The 21,963-nt window shown below is 53.2% G+C and carries 20 protein-coding genes; 7 read left to right on the top strand and 13 right to left on the bottom strand.

Annotation, left to right across the window (positions count from 1 at the left end; all coding sequences use genetic code 11):
* Positions 1 to 48: 48 nt before the first annotated feature.
* Together prpC and MK110_01235 are read left to right on the top strand one after the other, a co-directional pair.
* On the top strand, positions 49 to 1,200 hold the full coding sequence (gene prpC / locus MK110_01240; GenBank protein MCH2209898.1) for a 2-methylcitrate synthase: 1,152 nt from the start codon (positions 49 to 51) through the stop codon (positions 1,198 to 1,200).
* A gap of 197 nt (positions 1,201 to 1,397) precedes the next feature.
* Entirely contained in the window at positions 1,398 to 2,039 is a 642-nt protein-coding gene (locus tag MK110_01235; protein MCH2209897.1) for an RNA polymerase sigma factor, read from the top strand.
* A gap of 96 nt (positions 2,040 to 2,135) precedes the next feature.
* On the opposite strand, the gene MK110_01230 is transcribed toward MK110_01235, so the two are convergent.
* Entirely contained in the window at positions 2,136 to 3,155 is a 1,020-nt protein-coding gene (locus MK110_01230; protein MCH2209896.1) for an amidohydrolase, read from the bottom strand.
* Between the two features lie 188 nt (positions 3,156 to 3,343).
* On the opposite strand from MK110_01230, the gene MK110_01225 reads away from it, so the two are divergent.
* On the top strand, positions 3,344 to 5,035 hold the full coding sequence (locus tag MK110_01225; protein MCH2209895.1) for a PQQ-dependent sugar dehydrogenase: 1,692 nt from the start codon (positions 3,344 to 3,346) through the stop codon (positions 5,033 to 5,035).
* A 218-nt stretch (positions 5,036 to 5,253) separates the two neighbouring features.
* Positions 5,254 to 6,033: an SDR family oxidoreductase gene (locus tag MK110_01220; protein MCH2209894.1), complete on the top strand. Its 780-nt coding sequence runs from the start codon at positions 5,254 to 5,256 to the stop codon at positions 6,031 to 6,033.
* Positions 6,034 to 6,317: 284 nt separating this feature from the next.
* Here MK110_01220 and MK110_01215 read toward each other — a convergent pair whose 3' ends face one another.
* Positions 6,318 to 6,638: a hypothetical protein gene (locus MK110_01215; protein MCH2209893.1), complete on the bottom strand. Its 321-nt coding sequence runs from the start codon at positions 6,636 to 6,638 to the stop codon at positions 6,318 to 6,320.
* A 398-nt stretch (positions 6,639 to 7,036) separates the two neighbouring features.
* Here MK110_01215 and MK110_01210 point away from each other — a divergent pair, with 398 nt between their 5' ends.
* Positions 7,037 to 7,654, top strand: a complete 618-nt coding sequence (locus MK110_01210; protein MCH2209892.1) for a hypothetical protein — start codon at positions 7,037 to 7,039, stop codon at positions 7,652 to 7,654.
* A 222-nt stretch (positions 7,655 to 7,876) separates the two neighbouring features.
* On the opposite strand, the gene lipA is transcribed toward MK110_01210, so the two are convergent.
* Entirely contained in the window at positions 7,877 to 8,797 is a 921-nt protein-coding gene (gene lipA / locus MK110_01205; protein ID MCH2209891.1) for a lipoyl synthase, read from the bottom strand.
* A complete protein-coding gene (locus MK110_01200) occupies positions 8,775 to 9,524 on the bottom strand; it encodes a hypothetical protein (GenBank protein ID MCH2209890.1) in 750 nt (249 codons plus the stop codon). The genes lipA and MK110_01200 overlap by 23 nt, the downstream gene beginning before the upstream one ends.
* A gap of 405 nt (positions 9,525 to 9,929) precedes the next feature.
* Here MK110_01200 and MK110_01195 point away from each other — a divergent pair, with 405 nt between their 5' ends.
* A complete protein-coding gene (locus MK110_01195) occupies positions 9,930 to 10,511 on the top strand; it encodes an FHA domain-containing protein (protein MCH2209889.1) in 582 nt (193 codons plus the stop codon).
* A gap of 182 nt (positions 10,512 to 10,693) precedes the next feature.
* Here MK110_01195 and rnpA read toward each other — a convergent pair whose 3' ends face one another.
* From rnpA to MK110_01155, 8 genes are all read right to left on the bottom strand, one after another.
* Positions 10,694 to 11,113 carry a ribonuclease P protein component gene (gene rnpA, locus MK110_01190; protein ID MCH2209888.1) on the bottom strand — a complete coding sequence of 140 codons (420 nt, stop codon included), beginning with the start codon at positions 11,111 to 11,113 and terminating at the stop codon, positions 10,694 to 10,696.
* Between the two features lie 165 nt (positions 11,114 to 11,278).
* On the bottom strand, positions 11,279 to 11,581 hold the full coding sequence (locus MK110_01185; GenBank protein ID MCH2209887.1) for a hypothetical protein: 303 nt from the start codon (positions 11,579 to 11,581) through the stop codon (positions 11,279 to 11,281).
* Positions 11,582 to 11,642: 61 nt separating this feature from the next.
* Positions 11,643 to 12,404: a succinate dehydrogenase/fumarate reductase iron-sulfur subunit gene (locus MK110_01180; protein MCH2209886.1), complete on the bottom strand. Its 762-nt coding sequence runs from the start codon at positions 12,402 to 12,404 to the stop codon at positions 11,643 to 11,645.
* Positions 12,404 to 14,335 carry a fumarate reductase/succinate dehydrogenase flavoprotein subunit gene (locus MK110_01175; protein MCH2209885.1) on the bottom strand — a complete coding sequence of 644 codons (1,932 nt, stop codon included), beginning with the start codon at positions 14,333 to 14,335 and terminating at the stop codon, positions 12,404 to 12,406. Before MK110_01175 ends, MK110_01180 begins: the two co-directional genes overlap by 1 nt.
* Positions 14,336 to 14,380: 45 nt before the next feature.
* The gene (locus MK110_01170; GenBank protein MCH2209884.1) at positions 14,381 to 15,148 is read right to left on the bottom strand and encodes a succinate dehydrogenase cytochrome b subunit; all 768 of its coding nucleotides are present in this window, start codon (positions 15,146 to 15,148) and stop codon (positions 14,381 to 14,383) included.
* Positions 15,149 to 15,313: 165 nt separating this feature from the next.
* Positions 15,314 to 17,479 carry an ABC transporter permease subunit gene (locus tag MK110_01165; protein MCH2209883.1) on the bottom strand — a complete coding sequence of 722 codons (2,166 nt, stop codon included), beginning with the start codon at positions 17,477 to 17,479 and terminating at the stop codon, positions 15,314 to 15,316.
* Positions 17,476 to 18,234, bottom strand: a complete 759-nt coding sequence (locus tag MK110_01160) for an ATP-binding cassette domain-containing protein (GenBank protein MCH2209882.1) — start codon at positions 18,232 to 18,234, stop codon at positions 17,476 to 17,478. Before MK110_01160 ends, MK110_01165 begins: the two co-directional genes overlap by 4 nt.
* A gap of 218 nt (positions 18,235 to 18,452) precedes the next feature.
* Positions 18,453 to 19,730: a porin gene (locus MK110_01155; protein MCH2209881.1), complete on the bottom strand. Its 1,278-nt coding sequence runs from the start codon at positions 19,728 to 19,730 to the stop codon at positions 18,453 to 18,455.
* 511 nt (positions 19,731 to 20,241) lie between these two features.
* Here MK110_01155 and MK110_01150 point away from each other — a divergent pair.
* A complete protein-coding gene (locus MK110_01150; protein ID MCH2209880.1) occupies positions 20,242 to 21,117 on the top strand; it encodes a uracil-DNA glycosylase in 876 nt (291 codons plus the stop codon).
* 46 nt (positions 21,118 to 21,163) lie between these two features.
* Here the strand turns inward: MK110_01150 and MK110_01145 are convergent, their stop codons facing one another.
* Entirely contained in the window at positions 21,164 to 21,649 is a 486-nt protein-coding gene (locus MK110_01145; protein MCH2209879.1) for a CBS domain-containing protein, read from the bottom strand.
* Between the last annotated feature and the right edge of the window lie 314 nt (positions 21,650 to 21,963).

The following is a 21,963-nucleotide window of genomic DNA, read 5'->3' as shown; positions in this document are numbered from 1 at the left end:
GATCCGGGTCCGGAATAACGTTCTGACTCCTTACGGAGACCAACTGACATGACAACCGTTCAACAACCGACCCGAAAACCCAAAAAATCCGTTGCACTCTCGGGTGTGGTCGCGGCCAACACAGCGATTTGTACTGTCGGGAATACCGGAAATGATCTGCACTATCGTGGTTATGACATCCTCGATTTCGCCGACACGGCGGAATTTGAAGAGATTGCCTGGCTGCTGATTCACGGCGAACTTCCAAATCCGGCTGAACTGGCTGAGTACAAATCCCGGCTGAAGTCGTTTCGTGAGCTGCCGGCTACCGTTATAAGCGCGCTGGAACTGATTCCGGAAACAGCGCATCCGATGGATGTGCTCCGCACCGGTTGCTCCATGATGGGCCATTGCTTCCCCGAATCGGAAGAACATCCGTCGGAAGCGGCGCGAACACACTTTGACCGCCTGATGGCTGCTTTCCCGTCGATGCTTCTTTACTGGTATCATTTTGCACGCGACGGCAGGCGGATCGAAGTCACGTCCGACGCGGATTCCATCGGAGAACACTTTCTGGAACTGCTGCATCAGCGAAAACCGAACGAATCCTGGATTCGTGCAATGCACACTTCTCTGAACCTGTATGCGGAACACGAGCTGAATGCTTCTACGTTTACCGCACGTGTGATCGCCGGTACGGAATCCGATTTGTACTCATCGATCACGGGAGCCATTGGAGCTCTGCGAGGTCCAAAGCACGGCGGAGCAAACGAAGTCGCCTTCTATACACAGAGTCGTTACGACAATCCGGATCAGGCCGAAGCTGATATCAGAGAACGCGTGGCGCGTAAGGAAATCGTCATCGGCTTTGGACATCCGGTGTACACCACAGGAGATCCCCGCAATGAAGTGATTCGATCGATTGCCAAACAGCTCTCAGACGAGGCCGGTGATCGAAAGATGTTTGATATCGCGGCTCGTCTGGAAACCGTGATGTGGGAAAGTAAGAAGATGTTTCCCAACCTGGACTGGTTTTCAGCAGTCTCATACAACCAAATGGGTGTGCCCACAGATATGTTCACCCCGCTGTTTGTGATTGCCCGCGTGGCGGGATGGGGTGCCCATGTGATTGAGCAGAGGGAAGAAGGTAAAATTATTCGGCCGGGTGCAAACTACACCGGACCGGAGAACCGTGAATGGACTCCACTCGACCAGCGCTGACTCAGCAGAATTGACTCAGGTGGTACCCGCGTGCACAATTTGGATGTCTGATGTCATCAGACATCCCGGCCGGTTCGGACTGTTGACCGTCGTGTGAAATCGATCACGTCGCAGACGACAGGAAATACGACCGTGTTTTTGACGACGAACAGGACGATCGTCCGTCATCGTTTCGTCACGTTCACTCTCCAGTTTCTATGCCATCCAGTGAAGCCGACAAACAACTCGTTGCACGCATTCGTCAGGGTGAATCCGACGCATGGCAGGAGTGCATTGACCTGTACGAAGGTCGCTTGATTGCCTTTGCCCGCAGTCGACTCAGCGATCGGTCTCAGGCTGAAGACGTCGTTCAGGAAACTTTTATGGGGTTCCTGAAAGCTCTTCCTAACTACGATCATAACACTCCGCTGGAATCCTGGCTGTTTTCGATTGCATCCCACAAACTGATCGATGCCATGCGAAGGACGGGCCGTCGTCCGACAATCCCGCTGATGTTGCCGGAAAGCTCCGGAGGATCTGTTCGGGAACCTGCGGGTCGGGATCGAGCGGCCTCCAGCCTGATGCGAAGTCACGAGCAGTCGGATCAGGAATCCCGTGTTGTCGAAGAATGCCTGCGGACGCTGATCACGGACCTGAAGAGTACAGGAGCTTGGGAACGACTGCAGTGCGTGGAGTTGATTTTTGTGCTGGGCTGGGCCAACAGGGACGTGGCTCGAAGATTGAATCTGACAGAGCAGGCCGTGGCCAACCATAAATTTTTTGTGGTGTCGAAACTTAAAGACGCGGCAAAGAAATCACATATTCGCAATTTCAACCTCAGCGACCTGGACATCGATTAACGGCTGTTGTCCCGCCGAAGGAGTGTCGGTGTTGTGAGAGTTCAGTGGCACCTCAGTGTTCCTCTGAGATGTTCTCCCGGTCATCCGGCGTCGGGGTCAGCTGTTTGCAGCTCCTTCGTCGTCGCTGACACCAAATGCAGTGGCCGCGTTGCGCCAAAAGAGTCCTTCAATCTGGTCGCGCGACAGTTCGGCAATCTCGGAGGCAAACTTCAGTGACATGAGTTGTTCATAGACGGCAAGAATCGGTCGTCCGTCACAGTGCGGAAACTTCAGATCCCCCTGATCGGCATCGTAATGCTGCCAGGCGCGACCCAGTGCTGCGTAATGGCCGTGGAAAAATGCCGCGTCCACGCCGTCGGAACCCCAAAATATGCGTCGGGTATCCTCGTTTTTCAACAGCGTGACATAAGGCCGAACATCGGTCACTGCAGAGGTGTCGTAGTAGATGTTTGGCATGTCACGGAGGCGTTCCACGGCATGGCGAATCGGCCAGTAGGTGAAACTTCGTGCACAGTGGGCCAGCAGCCATTTGACGTTTGGATATCGTCTGTTTGTGTATTCCTCAAGATCATCCAGATTGTACTGATCGGCGCAGCCGTGGAGTCGGGAGAGGTGCATGGTGACCCACCAGCCGTTCTGGTTTGCCAGTTCCAGCTGTTCGTGTGGCAGAAATTCATGGATCCGGCATTCGGCGATGTCTCCGGTTACCGAATACGTGCGATAAGGCTTGAGCCCGATGAACTGTGGGTTTTTCAGGTCACGTTCGATGTCCTGGATGTTGCATGAGGGAGTCACCAGACGATTGTGCCGGACCCCCGGGATCCCTGCAATGTCCTGTCGCACGGCATCAGTGTGCTTGGCAACATCAGTTCCCGGATGTGGAGTTCCGAGAATCAGATACTGCATTTTCCGACCGGGATAGAGTACCTCGGCCCATTTGTTCAGGGTCTGAATGTTTGCGTCCGCACCCGGAAAGCGGGGCTTCACATTGTCGAGGCAGGATTTCCAGAAGAGGTGGATGTGGGCGTCCAGGATACGATCGGGAACAAAATCGTCCAGTTCTTCTTCCCAGATCTCCCGGTCACAGCTGCGATAATCGAATTCAATTTTACTCATCGTTGGAATCCTCACAGGGCTTCACGAAATTTGAGATTGTGTTTTCACGAGGCGGCGCGTCACGCCATGCGAACGACCACTCCGAAACGCTGCCGCCGTTCACTCTGAAAACCCGAATCAAACCATATATGTTCTAATGAGTCAGCAGTGCTAACCGGAACGAATAGTATTCGCAAGGCCACCGCATTATGCTGAATCAAATGAGTCTTGTCGTCTGGATGTTCACTATCTCTGCCACGCTTCAGCTGCAGCCGGCTGTCACTGTGGAGGCATACCGGGAATTTGCCGCAGAAGTGCAGGGGAATGCTGCCCGCGGGAAGGCTGTCTTCGGTCAAAAGAAAGCTGGCTGTGCCGGATGCCACAGTGTGGGTGAGGGAAGTCTGCGGGCCGGCCCGGATTTGCTGGGAATTGCCGACAAATATTCCCGTGACAAGCTGATCACCGCTGTGCTCCAACCCGGCGATTTTATTCTGACGGGTTACGCTGCCACGACGTTTGTGACCGAATCGGGCAAGGTACATTCCGGTATTATCACCCGACGTGATCCTGACGAAGTTGAGCTGCTGCTGGCTGACAACAGGCGAATTCAGCTTTCTGTGGACACCATCATCGCAGAAAAACGGAACGAAATATCACTGATGCCGACCGGAATCGAACGGCTGCTCACACAACAGGAGTTTGCGGATCTCATTTCCTGGCTTGCAACACTCAAACAACCTGCGCCGGCAGCGGTGTCTGAGTCTGCTGTTCCGGAAAACATTTCCCGTGTTGAGACACCGGTCAGCTTCGAGTCACTGCACTCTGACGAGATCCGTTTTGAGCGACCGATTTGGTTCGACGTGGTTCCTGGTACAACGAATCGTTTCGTTGTGGCACAACACAATCCGCCTGAGATCTGGCTGCTTGAGAAGAAAGATTCCGGTGACGAAAAATCGCTGTTTCTGGACCTGAGTGACGAAGCAATCGCAGGAGGGGATACCGGCATTCTGGGGATGGCATTTCACCCGAATTTCCTGACCAATCGCAGGTACTTTGTTTACCACCACGTTCACGAAAACGGCTCACAGGGCGCTGTGATCATTGAAAGAAAAGCGAGCGAAGACTTTCGACGCGATGCCGGTGTGCCTTCACGCCGACTCATTCATGTCAGGCGATGGACCGTCGCTCACACCGGTGGAGTGATGGTGTTCGGCCCGGATGGCCTGCTTTTCGCGGGCGTTGGTGATGGCGGGCCCCAGGAGGATCCGGAAGGGAACGCCCAAAATCACCGGTTGCTGCTGGGTTCGATTCTTCGCATCGACGTCGATAATCGCTCGTCGCAACTGCCGTACGCAATCCCGGAATCGAATCCGTTCTTCAACAACCCGGACCCGGCTGTGAGGAAAGAGATTTGGGCATTGGGTTTTCGTCAACCCTGGCGACTGAGTTTTGACCCCGTCACGGATGACCTTTGGGTTGGTGACGTTGGTCAGAAGGATTACGAAGAAGTTACAATCGTTCGTTCGGGCGAAAACCATGGCTGGAATGTTTACGAGGGCCACCTGCCGTTCTCAGACAAGTACCGCAAATCCGACCTGCGCTATGTGCCGCCCGTGGTTTCGCTGCGACGCAAACATGGTGTCTCAGTCACGGGTGGTCACGTTTATCGAGGAAAAAGCAGTCCGTCGTTCTCCGGTGTGTATATCTTTGGAGATTTCGAATCGAAACGCGTCTGGGGACTGACTCAGAAACAACGTTCACTGGAAAAAATACGGGAGATCGGAACATCTCCTGATCGGATCGTCTCGTTTGGTGTCGATGCAGCCGGTGAGCTATACATCGTCGGATACGACTCCGGCCGAATCTATCGACTGCGACTTGAGGATTCCGTATTTAAGTAGGCGTTGGAAATCCGGCTGGCACCAAACGTCTCTACTGACCGGTCACTGCTGTCAGCAGAGTATTCGACGAATGGGTGGGTCGGGTTTGATACTGAAATGATTGGCTGTTCACCATTGAAGTACGAGCGGTTGAAGCGGCAGTTGTGTGTTCGGCCGGTTCGCATTGAAACGAAAGCCTCCGACAGGGGCAAAAAAACAGGTAGTCAGAGAGTTTGAGAATGGCGGGAATGAACGAACGAATTGCTCTGGTGACTGGCGCCGGTCGGGGTATTGGTCGAGCAATTGCGGAAGCCCTGGCTTCTGCAGGATGCACAGTTGTGGCTGCTGCCAGAACTGTCGATGAGTTACGATCTGTGGTGGAGGATATCACCCAGGCTGGCGGCAATGCTGTCGCACTGGAAGTCGATTTGTCCGATCGGGATCAGACGAAAACACTTCCGGAACGTGCGGCGGAACAGGCCGGCCCTGTCGACATTCTTGTCAACAACGCCGGCGTGGGAAGCAGTGGAGATCCAAGACCGTTTGTTGATTTTCGCGACCAGTACTGGGATTTATCACTGGAAGTGAATCTGACCGTTCCATACCTGCTGACAAAATTGACACTGCCACACATGCTGGAGCAGGGCTGGGGGCGGGTGATTACGATCGCGTCAGTCAATGGTCGTCGACCGGCACTTCACGGCAGCGCTTACACCGCAAGTAAACATGGAGTCATTGGACTGATGCGCGCAGTGGCTCTGGAAGTTGCTGCCCAGGGAGTAACGGTCAACTGCATCTGTCCGGGCCCGGTGAAGACACTGATGAATGACCTGCGTATCCAGTACGACGCCGATCGGCTTGGTCGTGATCTTGCTGAACATGAGCAGGGGCTCACACCTGTTGGTGGTCGACTTGTACCCGAAGATATCGCCCCGATGGCGGTCTACCTGGCAGGTGATGAAAGTCATATGGTCACAGGCCAGGCCTGGAATATTTGCGGTGGCCTCGACATGGCCTGAGATCGCGATGACCTGATTGTGCCCTGCGTCATAACGCCCCCGACCAGTACGCATCCTGGCTGCAGCTCTGAATTACAGGGGTCCGCCGACTTTTGAGACCGGTGTTCCGTCGACCCTGTAACCCCTGCCGGTGATCATGTGGCAGTTCTTCCCATGATTATCAGAGTACAGAGAAACCGGAAAACCGGGCCATCAACCGCGGGGTGTTGGCTGTTGTCTCAGCGACGGCCACCAAACAGGTCACAGTTAATCAATTTGTGGAATGGGGTGGCCTGAAAACTTGATCAGTCTTCTGTCAACTCACTTAAAAACTGGGTCATCTCACCAGCTGCATGTTCGTCATTCTGAAGCCGCGCTGCCTGTATACCGGCCTGCCACGTAAGTCGTGCCGCATTCCGCTGTCCAATTGCCGCCTGTTGCTGACCAGCCATCAGAAATGCAGGTACATAGGGCGGATTCGTGTCCATTAGCTCCCCAAGCAACTGCAAACTGCGGTCGTGTTCAGCTGCTTTGTCCAGTTCCAGAGCAACCATGTATTTCAACAGCTGATCAGTCGGGTCGTTGGCAAGCATTGCCTCAAGTTTTTTCAACCGGCTCTCTGTCATTTGCGTCGTTCCCGTCTTTATTTCAAACGCTGGATCTGAACAAACAAGGAACTTTTTATCAACAGGCTGCTGAATCCGGTGTTGATTGTCTGTTGATAAACCGTTGATTTCCGTTGCTGACCCGGTGGATTTCCTGTGGCACGATGCCCGACGGCAACAGCGTCACTAATGACCAGCAGATCTTCAGTTTGAGGTCTCGGCGCCGTCAATAGGATGTCGTCAGGATCATGCTGACCACAGATTCATAACTCTTCCGAATAACAAATATTTTCCTAAACCGTTTCAAGAAAACAACATATGAAATGACCGTTTTTTGGCACAGGGTTTGTTATTAGAAAAATGGCTGCCAGTGAAGGCAATCAATTCCTTTTCTCTCTCAATAAAAACGGAGACAACCAATGATCTCCCACCGACTCTCAACTCTGTGTCTGGGCGTAACATTGACCGTAATGACTCCTGCCAGCTTCGGCAATGATCTGGTAGATTTCCTGAGAGCAGTCAACGGGACTCATCATCACCACTATAACTATCACTCGCCGTACGGTTTGCGGCGTCCCCGATTGCATCGATTTCACCGACGTGGATTTCGGCCATATCGCCGTTCAGTATCGATTCATATCAACCGTTCAGCGCCGATCTACAGATCACGGCCGTTTGGCGCAGAGCTGCTTTCGCCGGACCCCTCTGCACCGTTCATTGGTACGTTACCACACGAAGTGGGTGAAATCGTAACCTGTAGAGTCGCTCTGGAGTCTCACGTCCGTATACGAAACGCTGACGAGATTGCCCCTGGAGCTCTGCCCGTCATCGTTGCTGTACGGGACCCTCACCTCCCCGCCTGGGATACTCCGGGGTGCGTCGAACAACTGACGTATGTGCAGGTATTTGTCCCGCCTATTCCTCTGCGAGAGATCAGTGTTTCGTCATGCCGCACTCGTATTGAACTGGACTATGACGACTGGGAGATCAAAATCCGATCATGCAACGGAGTGATCGAAGTCGAATACGACGATTAATTGAAAACCGCCTTCCGATTCATACCGTTCGCAAAACGGCCAGGTCATCGATCTGGCCGTTTGAATTTGGGCCGCAATTTTCCAGTCGATCTGCATCGGTTACTGGTACCGGGCTTCGCCCGCAGTTCCGCGTGAATCGGTTCGCCTGAACACCGATTTTGGTCTCTGAATCTATGGAAGGGCGTGTCTTGTCATTTTCTGCAGAACGTCGCAGTGTCGGTCTCAGCGATTCATCAGGGCAGGCTGGGTCCCACGGTCCAGATGATCTGTCATCTCACCGGCATGATAACTGGAACGCACAAACGGACCGCTGGCAACCATCCGGAAACCAAGCTTGCGACACTCATCACCGATTTCATCAAATTCTTCCGGTGGTACATAACGGTCCACAGGCAGATGATCAGCGGTCGGCTGAAGGTATTGTCCCAGCGTGATCATGTCGCAGCCTACTCGACGAAGATCGGAACAAACGTCCAGCAATTCTTCACGAGTTTCACCCAGTCCCAGCATGAGTCCACTCTTTGTAGGGATATCCGGGGCCTCATGCTTTACCTGGCGCAACAGATTCAAGGTTCGCTGATATTCAGCATTCCGACGTACCTTGTGATAGAGTCGCGGTACTGTCTCGGTATTGTGGTTGAAGACATCCGGCTGTGACTGGATCACTCGGCTGATTGCAGATCTGTTGCCCCTAAAGTCAGGTGTCAACACTTCCACCTCGGCTCCGGTCCGTTCGCGCACGGCAAGAACTGTTTCATACCAGTGTTCGGCACCACCGTCCGGGAGGTCATCACGTGTCACGGACGTAATGACCACATAATTCAGTTCCAGACGTTCGGCTGCTTCAGCCACACGTTCCGGCTCATCGATTTCCAGCTCCGTGGTTTTCCCTTTTGAGACAGAACAAAAGCCACACGGACGTGTACAGACACTGCCGCCGATCATGAACGTGGCTGTATGCTGCGACCAGCATTCCGTGCGATTCGGACACCCGGCACTCTCACAGACCGTTTCCAGACTCAGATCTGAAATGACATCACTGGTGTATGCCATTCCAGCCTGCGGCAACGGACGTTTGAGCCATTTGGGCAGTCGGCGTTTCGGGCGATCGAACGTTGAATCAATGATCGGCAAAGCTGTCATGAACGCGCTTTCGAGTTCTCTTAAGAAACGGATGACCGGTGTGGATGTGATATTCCGGATACCCGATCTGTTCACAAAGGTTCTGAATCAGAGAGCCCCGAACCTGACTCATCATCGACGGTCGTACGCGCTCAGCGTCGAGTGAAGAAATTTTCTGGTCAAGCAGACCCCGTCCCAGTGTCCGCGCCTCGTCCAGTCGACAACACACATTCAGAAAGGCTCCAAAAGACGTAACCCCCTGATTCACGCAGATACCAATTTCACACACCAGCCCATGGCGGGCATACACGCCACATCGGTCGTCGGTCCGATGTGCCTTGACATTCGAATCTGAACAGGTGCGGATCACAGCCTCCTGCAGCCCCCAGCGGTACTCGGACTCACAAAGTCCGCATTCGCTGAGTGACACCACCACATAGGCGGCCAACTGTCCAGGCTGATGCAAAACAGCGTGTCCGTCCCGTTTTACACGATGCACGTTCAGCAGACGTGCCTCCAGTTCCCGACGATCAGTCGGGAGTTCCAGCAGCGAACTATCGGTCCCGGTGGTAACGGCCGGAGGATGTTCGCAGATAAGAACAGCAGCATTAACCCGCCCCTGTTGACGCACTTCATGAGCCGTCAGCTTCTGCAGAGCGAGTACAGAAGGCACATCGACTCGCCCCAACAACCGAACTTCGGCGGTGGTCGGTGTATAGTTCCTGAATTCTTCCCAGTCGACGGACATGTCGGTTAGCTATGGAAAATCTAATGGTACCGTTGAAACAGAATGGAATCCGACGAACGTTACAGTCTATCACAGTGTCACAACAATGAAATTCGCATTACTGGTGAGGGTCACTGAAGTCCGGTGCAGACATTTGAAAAACCGGCCATTCTGCAGCTTCGACATCCGAATCTTCGCTGATATCAGCTTTAAAACCCAACCTCCGGCAGCAAACGATTACCAGGATTGGCGTGAGGATTGAGACAAATTTTCTGAATTTTTTTCCAGTCTGCTGTTAGAGTGGTCTATGCGATATGATAACGGTCGGCAGTTATAGGTGATTTAACAGGTCCGTTTCGTTTGTTTTGAGTTCCGCCTGACCGGGGATCTCAACAGCAACTGACGATCAGAAGAAGATCACAACCAATGAAGGTCGTGTTAGAGTTGCTGCAACTGAACTCCAACGTTCGACGGGTCACAATTCGACATGACGTCGTCATCGGCCGGTCAGGCGACTGCAATCTGCGAATTTCATCACCACAGGTCAGTCGGCGGCACTGCTTCCTGCGAGTTGACGATAACCGTGTTGCGGTCACAGACCTGGAAAGCTTCAATGGCACCTGGCTGAACGGCCAAAAAACGGTTCCCGGCAAACGTTACTTTGTTGAAGATGGAATGCAGCTGGCCATCGGTCCGGTCTGCTTTGTCGCCCGAATTTCTGCACAGGAACATGACGTCCGGCAGTCTGATGATGCGTCCACCCGGTTGCCTCGAAAACCAAATTACAGACAGTCATCCAGTTCTGAAGATCAACCGGAAGCCGATCGTTCTTCGCATGAACAGACTTCAAACAAATCTTCAGAAATTAAAGCTGTCGGCCATGGCAGTGAAAGTGAAGAAGTGGTTGTGCTGGATGATGCCACACTGGCCGTCGACGGTGGTGTTTCCGTTGAAGCGATCGAAATGGTCTTTGGAGAAGGTGACCTTGAATTGATCGATGACGACTGAATTGTCTGCTGTAACAACATGACACCGCTGAAAGCAACGTCGGTGCTCTGTATGACAATGACTGAAGCCGGCCTTTCTTTTTGGACGGATGAACTGTGACAGCCGGACGATTGTTCAGCTGCCCGGTTTTTTTTTGGTGACTCGCCAAAGGTTACGGCAGGACCTGTTTGTGACAATCCTCTTCAGGCATTGGTCTGCTGATTTGGTTCGATTCGGGTCCACAGCTGAGTTGCCAGACGCACAAGTGACGTGATGTAGTCCCGCAGAGTCGCATCGTCTGTCTGCCGGGGAACCAAAACGAAGTCAAGTCCCGGCAAGTCGTGCTGAGCAAGTCGAAATGCTTCTCTCAGCATTCGTTTTTTTCGGTTTCGCCGGGCTGCGTTTCCATGTTTCTTCGACACACTAACGCCAAACCGCGGGTAGGGCTGATCGTTTACCGCAGCAAACAGTAAGAGATATCTGTCTCCCACCGGACGACCTGCCTCATAGCAGCGCCGAAATTCCCGGGTGGTGCGCAGACGAACGCTCGTCGTCTGAATGAATCGGACCGGCTGACGGGTACCGGCTGATATGTCGTCGTTGACCATCCGAACGCATTCCATAGACCCGATCCGGGTCACTCAGTGAGCCGGACGAGAAAGGTACCGACATAACGAATCATTTTTCGTGACTTTACAGAGTCAAAACGGAATCGACCGGTCGGACAAAACTATCACCCGGAGTGATCGGTCACAAAGACCGAATGGACACGGGCCGGCTGAATGGGTTCACTCCGGTTTTTTTTTCTTCTGTGAGCCTCGTTTGAGTTTCCCGCTCTGCAATTCTTCGACGATTTTTGCCAGCACAATCGGATCTTCTGATTCCATCACATGCTGAACCCGTTTCGGAGGCAACTGCATACGATCCATAATGTCTTTAGCACGCTGCCAGAGCTTCGGCTTTTGTTTTTCAGTGGCCAGATACAGACTGGTCACCAGCTCACTCAGCTTTTGATCATCGATTTGATCTCGGTTCTCGTAGAACCGTTTAATCACCTTTTGCTGATATTTGGAATAGTCACGTGCTGCCATTGTGCTGCCTTCAGGCTGTATTTTCAGTAAAAGGCCGTCAAACACGGAACGAAAAAGGGTGTTACCTGGCCGTCAGAACAGCCCGAGTGTATTCGCGATTCAGTCTGGCAATATGTCCGACGGAGATCTCAGCCGGACAGGCGGCTTCGCATTCAGAGGTGTTGGTACACGATCCGAATCCTTCTTTATCCATTTGAGCGACCATACCCAGAACCCGCTCGGTCCGTTCTGTCCTGCCCTGCGGCAACACGGCCATCTGTGAGACTTTTGCAGACACAAACAGCATTGCAGAGGCGTTCTTGCAGGCCGCCACACAGGCACCGCAGCCAATGCAGGCGGCTGCGTCCATGGCGACTTCCTGCGTCTTTCCGGGGACCGGGATGGCATTCCCGTCCGGCGCGTTACCCGTGTTGACAGAAACATACCCACCGGAACCAATGACACGGTCAAAAGCCGATCGGTCTACCACCAGGTCGCGTACCACCGGAAATGCAGTTGCTCTCCAGGGCTCAATCGTGATGGTGTCACCACTGTTGAACCGTCGCATGTGCAGTTGACAGGTTGTAGTAGCCTGATCCGGTCCGTGCGCCTGACCGTTGATCATCAGGCTGCACATACCACAAATTCCTTCACGGCAGTCGTGGTCAAATTCAACCGGTTCTTTGCCTGAGGCAACCAGCTGTTCATTGAGTACGTCCAGCATTTCAAGAAAGGACATATGGGGACTGACACCGTCCAGCTGGTAATCGTGAAACGCGCCTGGGTCATCCGGTCCGTCCTGCCGCCAGACGCGAAGAGTCAGACTGAGTTGCTCGTCACTCATTATTTGTAACTCCTGGTCGACGGAGGAACATGGTCGAAGTTCAGTACCTCTTTGTGCATCGTCGGGTCTTCTCCAACACCATGAAACTCCCATGCAGCAACGTGCATAAATTCGTCATCATTTCGACGGGCTTCACCTTCGTCGGTCTGATACTCCTCACGGAAATGGCCTCCACAGGATTCCTCCCGTTCCAGAGCATCAGTCGCCAGCAATTCACCAAACTCCAGAAAATCAGCAACTCGACCGGCCTTTTCAATGGACTGATTAAGTGTACTGCCTTGGCCGAGGACTCTGACGTTGTCCCAGAACTCACGGCGCAAATCACGAATCTCGCTGATGGCGGTTTGCAGTCCGGCTTTGTTGCGAGCCATTCCGCACCTGTCCCACATGATTTGACCAAGTTCCCGATGGAAACTGTCGACTGAACGCTTCCCGCCGATAGACATCAACCGGTCAATCCGATTTTTAGCCGACGCCAAAGCTTTCCTGCAGGCAGGATGATCCTCCGGAATTTCGGGCAGCTCACCGGTTGCCAGGTGGTCACCAATGGTATACGGAATGACAAAGTATCCATCTGACAGCCCCTGCATGAGAGCACTGGCACCAAGCCGATTTGCACCATGATCTGAAAAATTTGCCTCTCCCAGCACGAACAGACCTGGCAGATTACTCATCAGATTGTAATCCACCCACAAACCACCCATGGTGTAGTGAACGGCAGGGTAGATTCTCATCGGAACTTCGTATGGATTTTCGGCCGTGATCTTACGGTACATGTGAAACAGGTTGCTGTACTTTTTGCGGACAGCGTCTTCACCGTCGCGTTGAATGGCGTCTTTGAAATCGAGATACACAGAAAGCCGTGTTTCCCCCACACCAAAACCGGCATCACAGCGTTCCTTAGATGCTCGTGACGCCACATCACGAGGCACAAGATTGCCGAAAGCCGGATACCGACGCTCCAGAAAATAGTCTCGTTCCTCTTCCGGGATGTCAGAGGGAAGCCGGGGATCCTCCGCTTTACTGGGGACCCACACACGCCCGTCATTTCGCAGACTCTCGCTCATCAAAGTCAGCTTGGACTGATAATCACCGCTCACCGGAATGCAGGTGGGATGAATTTGGGTGAAACAGGGGTTCGCAAAGTACGCACCCTGTCTGTGACATCGCCAGGCTGCGGTGACGTTGCAGCCTCTGGCATTGGTCGACAGATAAAAAACGTTTCCATAGCCACCGGTACAGAGAACTACGGCATCGGCCGTGTGAGATTCAAGCTGACCAGTGGTCAGGTTGCGAACAACAATTCCACGAGCGACCCCGTCGACAACAATCAGTTCCAGCATTTCACGTCGGGCACAGATCTCGACTTTACCAAGCTGAGCCTGCCGCATGAGAGCCTGGTAGGCCCCCAGCAGCAGTTGTTGACCGGTCTGGCCGCGGCAGTAAAAGGTTCGAGAAACCTGCGCCCCGCCGAACGAGCGGTTGGCCAGGGTTCCACCGTATTCACGGGCAAAAGGAACACCCTGGGCAACGCACTGGTCAATGATATTGTTACTGACTTGTGCGAGGCGATGAACATTTGCCTCTCGCGCTCGATAGTCGCCGCCCTTGACAGTGTCGTAGAACAAACGCCAGATACTGTCGCCGTCATTGGGATAGTTCTTGGCAGCGTTGATCCCCCCCTGAGCAGCAATACTGTGGGCCCGGCGAGGACTGTCCTGAAAACAAAATGATTTGACGTGATAACCCAATTCTGCCAGAGACGCAGCGGCAGCTCCGCCGGCAAGTCCTGTCCCGACAACGATCACATTGAATTTGCGCTTATTTGCGGGATTCACCAACTTCATGTTGAAGCGATGTTTGTCCCACTTTTGTTCAATGGGGCCGTCGGGCACTCCGGATTTGAGTGTTTCGCTTGCCACGCGAGCCATCAGGTCGACCTTTGGCGGAAGGAAATGGGTGAGATCCCTGAGTCATCAATTCGAAGTCCCGGACGTCAATGCCGCCCAGATCACCAGGCTGAAAAATCCGAGAGTAATGGTCCAGGCGAAAAGCAGACTGATGATTTCCAGCAGAGGATTCCATCGTGGATGATTGATACCCAGCGTTTGCAGTGCACTACGGAATCCGTGGCTCAGGTGAATCCCCAGTGCCAACAGTCCCATGACATAGACTAATGTTGTCCAGTTTGTAAGAACCAGCCGAACGGCAACAAATTCATCCGGAGGAGCATCCGGACCGTTTTGATATGCAGGACTGTAGTCGATGAACGGATTTTTCTTGAGCCGCATATCCGTCACGTGAACGATCAGAAACAAGCCAATCATCACGCCGGTGACAAACATCCAGCCGGAGGCACCTCCGCCCGGCAGAGCGAACGGTTCCTGCTTGCTTTCTTTTTGAGCGTATTTTCTGCACCGCGCCTGCCGATTCATCGCAGTCGTGGAACAGGCCAGACCAATGTGTGCCATAAAGAGGGAGAACAGACCAACTTCTGCCGCATTGAGCAAAAGCCCCCAGCTGTGCAGAGACTCTGCGTAATGATTAAATTTCTCTGCACCAGCGTACAGCAGCAGATTTCCGGCCAGATGAGTCACAAGAAACCCACACAGCAGCAACCCCGTGACGGCCATCAGCACCTTCTGCCCGACAGACGTGGAGACTGCCTTGACAACGGGGCCAATCCCGGGGATTTGCGACAAAATGACAGCCGGAAGGCTGAGAATTCGGCAGACAGCGTCCAATCGGCATTCCCTGAACCAGGAGGAGTCGATGCAGTTACTTCACTGGAATTTCTGTGAACTCACGGCGAGTTAATCAGATTATAGGTGCCAGTCTTTGATCTGCAACGTGCTGTCCAACGTGCTTCCGGTGGGATTCCTGACATTCATTATTCGAACCTGGCAAGGTCATTCGACAGACTCCCCGATTCCGGACAGGGCAGAACATTGCTCAACGGGCTTGGTACGCCACAGCAGGTATGCAGCGACGACGGCCATAAAAACGGTTGCAGCAAGCCATTCTGGCGGCAGATGACTTCGCTGTTCGAGTCCGATGCCAAGATGCTCAAGCTGCGTCTTATAATGCGCCACGCACAACAGCAAACCATTGTGAATGGTATGCAGCAACATTCCGGGAAAGACACTTCCGGATCGTTCCAACATAGCCCCCAGAATGACTCCCATGATCGAACTGGGAATCATCCGCTCAATAAACAAAGAATCCCGCACCATAATGTGAAACAGACCAAACAGCAGGGCACTGGCGGTTATGGCAGTCGCTGCCGAGTATCGGCTGCGCAAAGAATTTTGCAGAAAGCCCCGAAAGAATAATTCTTCGCAGACTGCCGGAGCCAGTGCCAGAGACGCAAGTTTGACGGACAGCGGTGTCTTCTCCAGGTCCTCGACTAATGTTTCCAGCATTCGACGCAGAGATTCGGTCCTTGAAGCAATACCGACGAAAAGGTTCAGTTCGAACAGAATGGCCCACATGGAAAGACCGAACAGGATTGCAGCAAGGCAAGAAATCAGCGGGAATCGCGGACGCAGGGACAGCCCGCGGATCAGGGACACATTCGACAGTCGCGCAACGACAACGGGGACAGCAACGAACACGGTCAAAAACACGCAGATGTTCATTAACAGAACAGATGGCAGCCCCAGAGAAAACGTCTGGCCGATGCGGCCAGGAATATTGCCCACAACGATGAACAGAGGAAACACGATTGCCAGAGCTAATACCGCTGTTGACGGAACAACTTCCGGCCGGGGTGAGTCCTTCCGGGAAATAAGCCCGGTCCACGATCCGCTGCCGCCATACAGTACGGAATCGGACCCGAAAATCCGTGCTGCCACAGCCAGCGCAAATACTCCGTAACATGCCGTACTTAGAATAACGATTGTAAACAACAGCAGGTTAAAGTTGCCGTGAAGCAGATCCCGTCCGGTTAACACGATATTGACCAGCGGAGTCACTGCCAGAAACATTCCCATCTGTAGGTCAGGCATCAGGCTGAACATACCTGGGGTCAGAGAAATCAGCATCAACGGGATCAGGTAAGCCTGTGCTTCCTTAAAACTGCGGGCAATGCTGGTAATGCTCAGCAGAACGGCTGAAAAGAAACCCGCAAAAACCAGCATCATAAGCATGACCAGCGGGATGGTTCGCCGAGCACTCTCACCGAGCACAGCGCCGTCCAGGCCCAGCGTGAACAGCGTGGCGAACATGGAAACCATGTTGACAGACGCCGTCAGCATGGCCACAGCAAGCACAGCCACGAACTTTCCACCCAGCAGCGTCATCCGGGAAACAGGCGACGAAATCAGAATCTCCATCGTGCCGCGTTCACGTTCACCTGCCGTCAGGTCGATGGCAGGGTAGACAGCACCGGTCATGGTCATCAGCACCAGCACTAAAGGAATGAAAGTAATCAGCGGGGATTGCTGTCCTGACTGGGATTCCACTGTCTGTTCTGTGATGTCAGCAGGCAGATGCACATCGATTTGGTGCTGCTTAAGAGTGTCTTTGATGTAATAATCATTGAGGGCCCTGAGGCGTTTGAGAATATAGCTGCGGGCGTCAACACTGAGCTGAGAGTCAGTTCGATGGAGCAGTGTCCAGCAAAACGATCGTTCAGAATTCGCCGATCGGACAACCCGGATTCCTATATCGGCGTGTCCGCTGCGGAGTTCTGCTTCCAGTGAGGATGCAGCAGACAATACGAAAAATTTCACCGCAGGTTTGTTCCTGTCCGAGACGGCCGGCAGCTCAGATACCAGACTGGTTTTTGCCCCGGCTGCGGACTCCTGCGGCAGCAGTAACGCTCCTGCGGCGAGGTGAAGACTCACCTGTTTGGCTTCGTCATCAGTTTCCACTGCAAGCCGAAACAGAGTATCGTCGACGGATACCAGGCTGCTGATCAACCCGCGTTTTACGATCACTCCCAGCAGCGGATACATCAGCAGCGGCATTAGAATCAGCGTCATAATCGTACGACGATCACGTAATATCTCGCGCAACTCTTTCAGAGCCAGCCGCATCGTACGTGATGCCGATAGTCCGGATGAGACCGTCATGCAGATGACTCCGCAGACACAGACATCATCAGCTGAATAAAGATGTCGGTCAGTCCGCGCAGGCCGGTAGAACTGCGAAGTTCACTTAGCGTACCGACAAGCTGCATTGCTCCATGATGCATCAATCCAAAGCGATCACCAAACCGCTCCGCCTCGTCGAGCCGATGTGTGCAGATGACAACGGCTTTGCCTTGATTCCGCAGGTGCTGAAGATAGTCGAAGATCACCTGACTGCCAACGATGTCCAGACCTCGTGTGGGTTCGTCCAGCAACATGACAGGAGGATCGTGAATGAGCGCGCGTGCGAGGTTGATGCGCTGTTTTTGCCCGGTACTGAGAACTCCACAGCGACGGTCGATAAAGGATTCAAAGTCCAGTAAACGCGCCAGATGTTCCGTGCGTTCCCGGGAGACTACTGCAGGCACGTCGTACAGATCCGCCACAAACGACAGCATCTCTCGTGGAGTCAGCCACTGATAAACACCAACACTCGTGGAAACGAAACCCACAAGCCGTTTGACACGATTCGGGTTCCGGGCAACCGAACATCCATCGATCGACGCATCACCACTCGTCGGCTGCAACAGGCCCAGCATCATCCGCAGAGTCGTCGTTTTCCCGGCTCCATTAGGCCCAAGAAGACCAAACACCTCACCGGAATTCACGTCAAATGAAACACGGTCCACGGCTACAACGTCTTCGCCTTCCGCGGAAGAAAACCTTTTGGTGAGTTCGGTAGTTTGTATAACGGTCACGATGTGGCTGGTTTGGAGGACGGACTGAAGGGCGGAGCTGAAGACTTCCCTGATCCATACGCAAATTCAGAGCTGACCGTTGGGCGAGCGAGCAGAAGTCGATTCGTGTGCTGTCTTTTTTGTCCGCAGCAGATGTGCGCACAAAAAAACCTGACTGCTGTAAACAGCAGTCAGGTTCCGTTTAACCAGAGATTTGATTGCGGGATCAAATCGCCGAATTAGTAAGTCAGGATAGCATCCACACCGAAGGTCGATGCAGTCCCAATTCCACCAGGGACAGACCAGTCGTGCCGATATTCCGGTCGAATGATCACGTTGTCCATTGGCTTAACATTGACACCAAAGGTGGCGGCATACTGTGAGTTGCCATCGCGTTTCCACCACTCCACCCGGGTACCAACCTTAACGTTGTCATCCACAGTATAGAACAGATACTGGTTGATTCCCAGTTCTTCGCCAGGACCAGCAAAGGCACTTTGCGATGCCCGGGCAGGCGAATTAGTGTCCACCAGGTCACTCTGCAGGACATAGTTCAGGTCGTCGGTCAGCGTAGCATCGAAGACCAGGCTGTGAGAGTACCCATTGTTACGCCAGCCAAAGTCTCCAGCTGTCGTCATGTAGGTGAAAGTAATGTCATCTGTCAACGGTGTACTGAAGCCACCCAAAAAGTTGCTTCCCCCGTTGAGACTGTCAAAACCAGTATCCCATCCAGCGGTCCAACCGGCATATACCGACGTATCGTCCGTGACCGAATACGTACCAATCGCTCCGGTGTGAGTAAACGGTTCACTGTTGAACATGGTCAACGCATGACTGTAGAAGAAGTTATCCGGCGCGGTAACAACTTCATAGCCGATCAGGGTGAAAAAGTGCCCCACCTTGACACTCCAGTCGCCACTGGCGACTTCGGCGTACAACTGCGGCATCGCAAAGCCGTACTGACCATGGTCCCAACCATTGAGGTAGTCCCAGTTCCCCTCAGGATTTCCAAAAGCCTGAGTATCGGCTGCATCCACACCGTACATCAAATCAGCGCGGAAACCCCAGTCCATCCCACAACTGCCATCGGCAACCTTTTCGGCAAACAACCAGCCCTGATGAAGATTGATCCGGTGAGGATGGTTGTTAAACGAGCCTGCGTCGTAAACATCGCTTGCGTTGGGCGTGACTCCACTGTGGTAGCCCATCTGAATCCAGCCACCAAAATTGATGCCATCATGTGCATCATCGAGACCAAGAACGCAGCCTTCTCCACAGCCGGGATCTGCACATTCGGCGACGGACTCAGGTGCACAGCAGGAGGATTCGCTGCAGCAACTCATTGACGCGAGCTGGTCGGTCAGTTTCTGACCCACGTCTGAAAACAGCTTTTGACAGCCCTGACAGTCAAGCCCGGCCTGTGAAGCACAAGATTCGTCACCCGCGAATGTATAGCCGGGCAATCCTCCAACGACCAACATACCCGCCAGGAACGTCTTCCATGATCGACGGAACATTTTCTACTTCCTTTCGTAAAATACAGAACACAGGACGCTCATATTTCCTGTGACAACACTCACCGTTCGTGTGTTTCTGAACGAACGTCAGATGATGACGACACATCGAAACAGATACACCATCCGCAAAAACTGCCGAATCAGGTTATCCGCAAAATCAACATCATCCGTATCGGGTATCGGTTACCGTATGTTCACGCAGGGAGCCTTGAATCGGATTCCACCGAAGTCTGCCGACGAAATCGAATACCGTCCCGTACAACAGCGGGAACGCTTAGTGTTTCTCTCAGCGTCATAGTGCCTGACAAATCACCTAATTTATCCAACTGGCAAAGTACCGTTTGCTCGTTTCAGTCATAGACGTCTGGCACTCTTATACCGGCGACTGCATGAGCGCTGGCTGTCATTGAATGGCACAGACTGGCAGTTCAATGCCGACCCGCTATGCTGACAGACATGACTCGCAACAAGACTGTCGGTGATTTGAGTCGCTCACCGGCGCAACTATTCGATGCAGTTCTTCCTGGCTGACACAATCATTATGGGCACCGGTCGCACGTGGCAGCACTATCTGCAGTTCCTGAGTCAGCTTGGTGTAACACACCTCCCAACCGTGTGTCTTCCCAAGCCATCAGTCTCGACAGGGCTTTCAGAACGACAGACATCATCGTCATCCGCTGCTCAGTCGAAGTCGCGTATAGCCCAAGGATCCCGAGTTCATCTGAAATCGCCAGATGAACTTCAGCCCGACAGTGTGCGTATTCCGGACGTGCTCAGTGAGACTTCGGAAATTTTTGATGCACCGTTATCGACAATAAAGGACAAATCGGAAGCCCTGTGCCAACTGGCCAACGTTGTTGCTGAATGCAGACGTTGTTCCGCTCTGGCTGAGACACGTACACAGACCGTGTTTGGTGTCGGTCGTGCGGACGCCCGGATCATGTTTGTCGGAGAAGCGCCAGGTGCCGACGAAGATCAACAGGGAGAACCATTTGTTGGAAGAGCCGGCAAACTGCTGAACAGGATCATAGAAGCCTGTCAGTTGAAACGCGAAGATCTGTATATCTGCAATATCCTGCGCTGTCGTCCGCCTGGAAATCGAAATCCCCGGCCACAGGAAGCTGCCAACTGCCGTGAGTTTCTGGATGCTCAACTTCGAGTCGTGGATCCTGAATACATTGTCTGCTGGGGAACTGTGGCCGCTCAGAATTTGCTTAATGAAAAACGAACAATCGGCAAACTCCGCGGCGTGTTTCACCGGCATAATCAAGCAAAGGTGCTGTGTACCTATCACCCGTCGTATCTGCTGCGAAACCCCTCAGCCAGAAAAGATGTCTGGAATGACATGCAGATCCTGATGAGGGACCTGGGCATCAAGCTCAACTGAATGGACGGCAGGCAGGATCGTTCCCGTGCGTCCGAATAAAACAGGATCAATGATTACTGGTCCTGCGCCCTTTGCGGAGGAAATGCGGTCCGGAAACCCGGTCCGTGTCGTCAACTGATGACGTCGTGTCGCCGCGTTCTTCGGGTGATTCTTCCAGCAGATAGTTAATCACGTCGCGACGATGAATCATCCCAACCGGACAGTCATTCTCATCAACAACGGGAACCATGGTAATCGCTGCAGAACGAAACAGTGGCAGAACACTGTCCACAGCCGTGGTAGTTCGGGCAGAATCTACGGAGTGTGAGACAATCGGGCCAACCATCGACTCAGCGGAGCCGCCACTGAGCAATTCCCGAATCAGAGCCGCCTGAGCGATAAGCCCCACAAATCGACCTGACTCATCGGTCACAGGCAATGCATCCATTCCGGTCATCAACACCCGCTCCGCAGCCTCACGCAAAGTGGAATCCGAATGAAGGACCACAGATGTGCAGGGGTGCATCAGATCTGATAAACACAGCCGGGACATAGCATATCCTGTGGGCGAGGGAATGCCTGAAGGAATCGCGGGGCTGGTGAATTCACAATACCCGATTCACGTAAACCTGGCTCACAGAGTTTCGTTCCATCGTCACATACCGGTTCACTGAGAGTTTTCCGAGGAAAACACGTGAACCGTTTCCTAGTTTAATGTTTGTATCGGTCGCCCGGACGGGAGACCATAGTCTGTGAGCGTTTTTTTTGGCGTGTTCCGCTCGGTCACGGTAAACTTATAGTGGCCAAAAGGTGCGTCAGACTGGAGATTCGGATCGAATTGTGTCGGGAGAGAGGCCCACTCTGCTG

Origin of the sequence: Fuerstiella sp., from assembly GCA_022447225.1 — a bacterium.
In the GTDB taxonomy this organism is placed as follows: Bacteria; Planctomycetota; Planctomycetia; order Planctomycetales; family Planctomycetaceae; genus S139-18.
The sequence above is the reverse complement of the archived record's forward strand: the minus strand, read 5'-3'. Positions and strand labels throughout refer to the sequence as shown.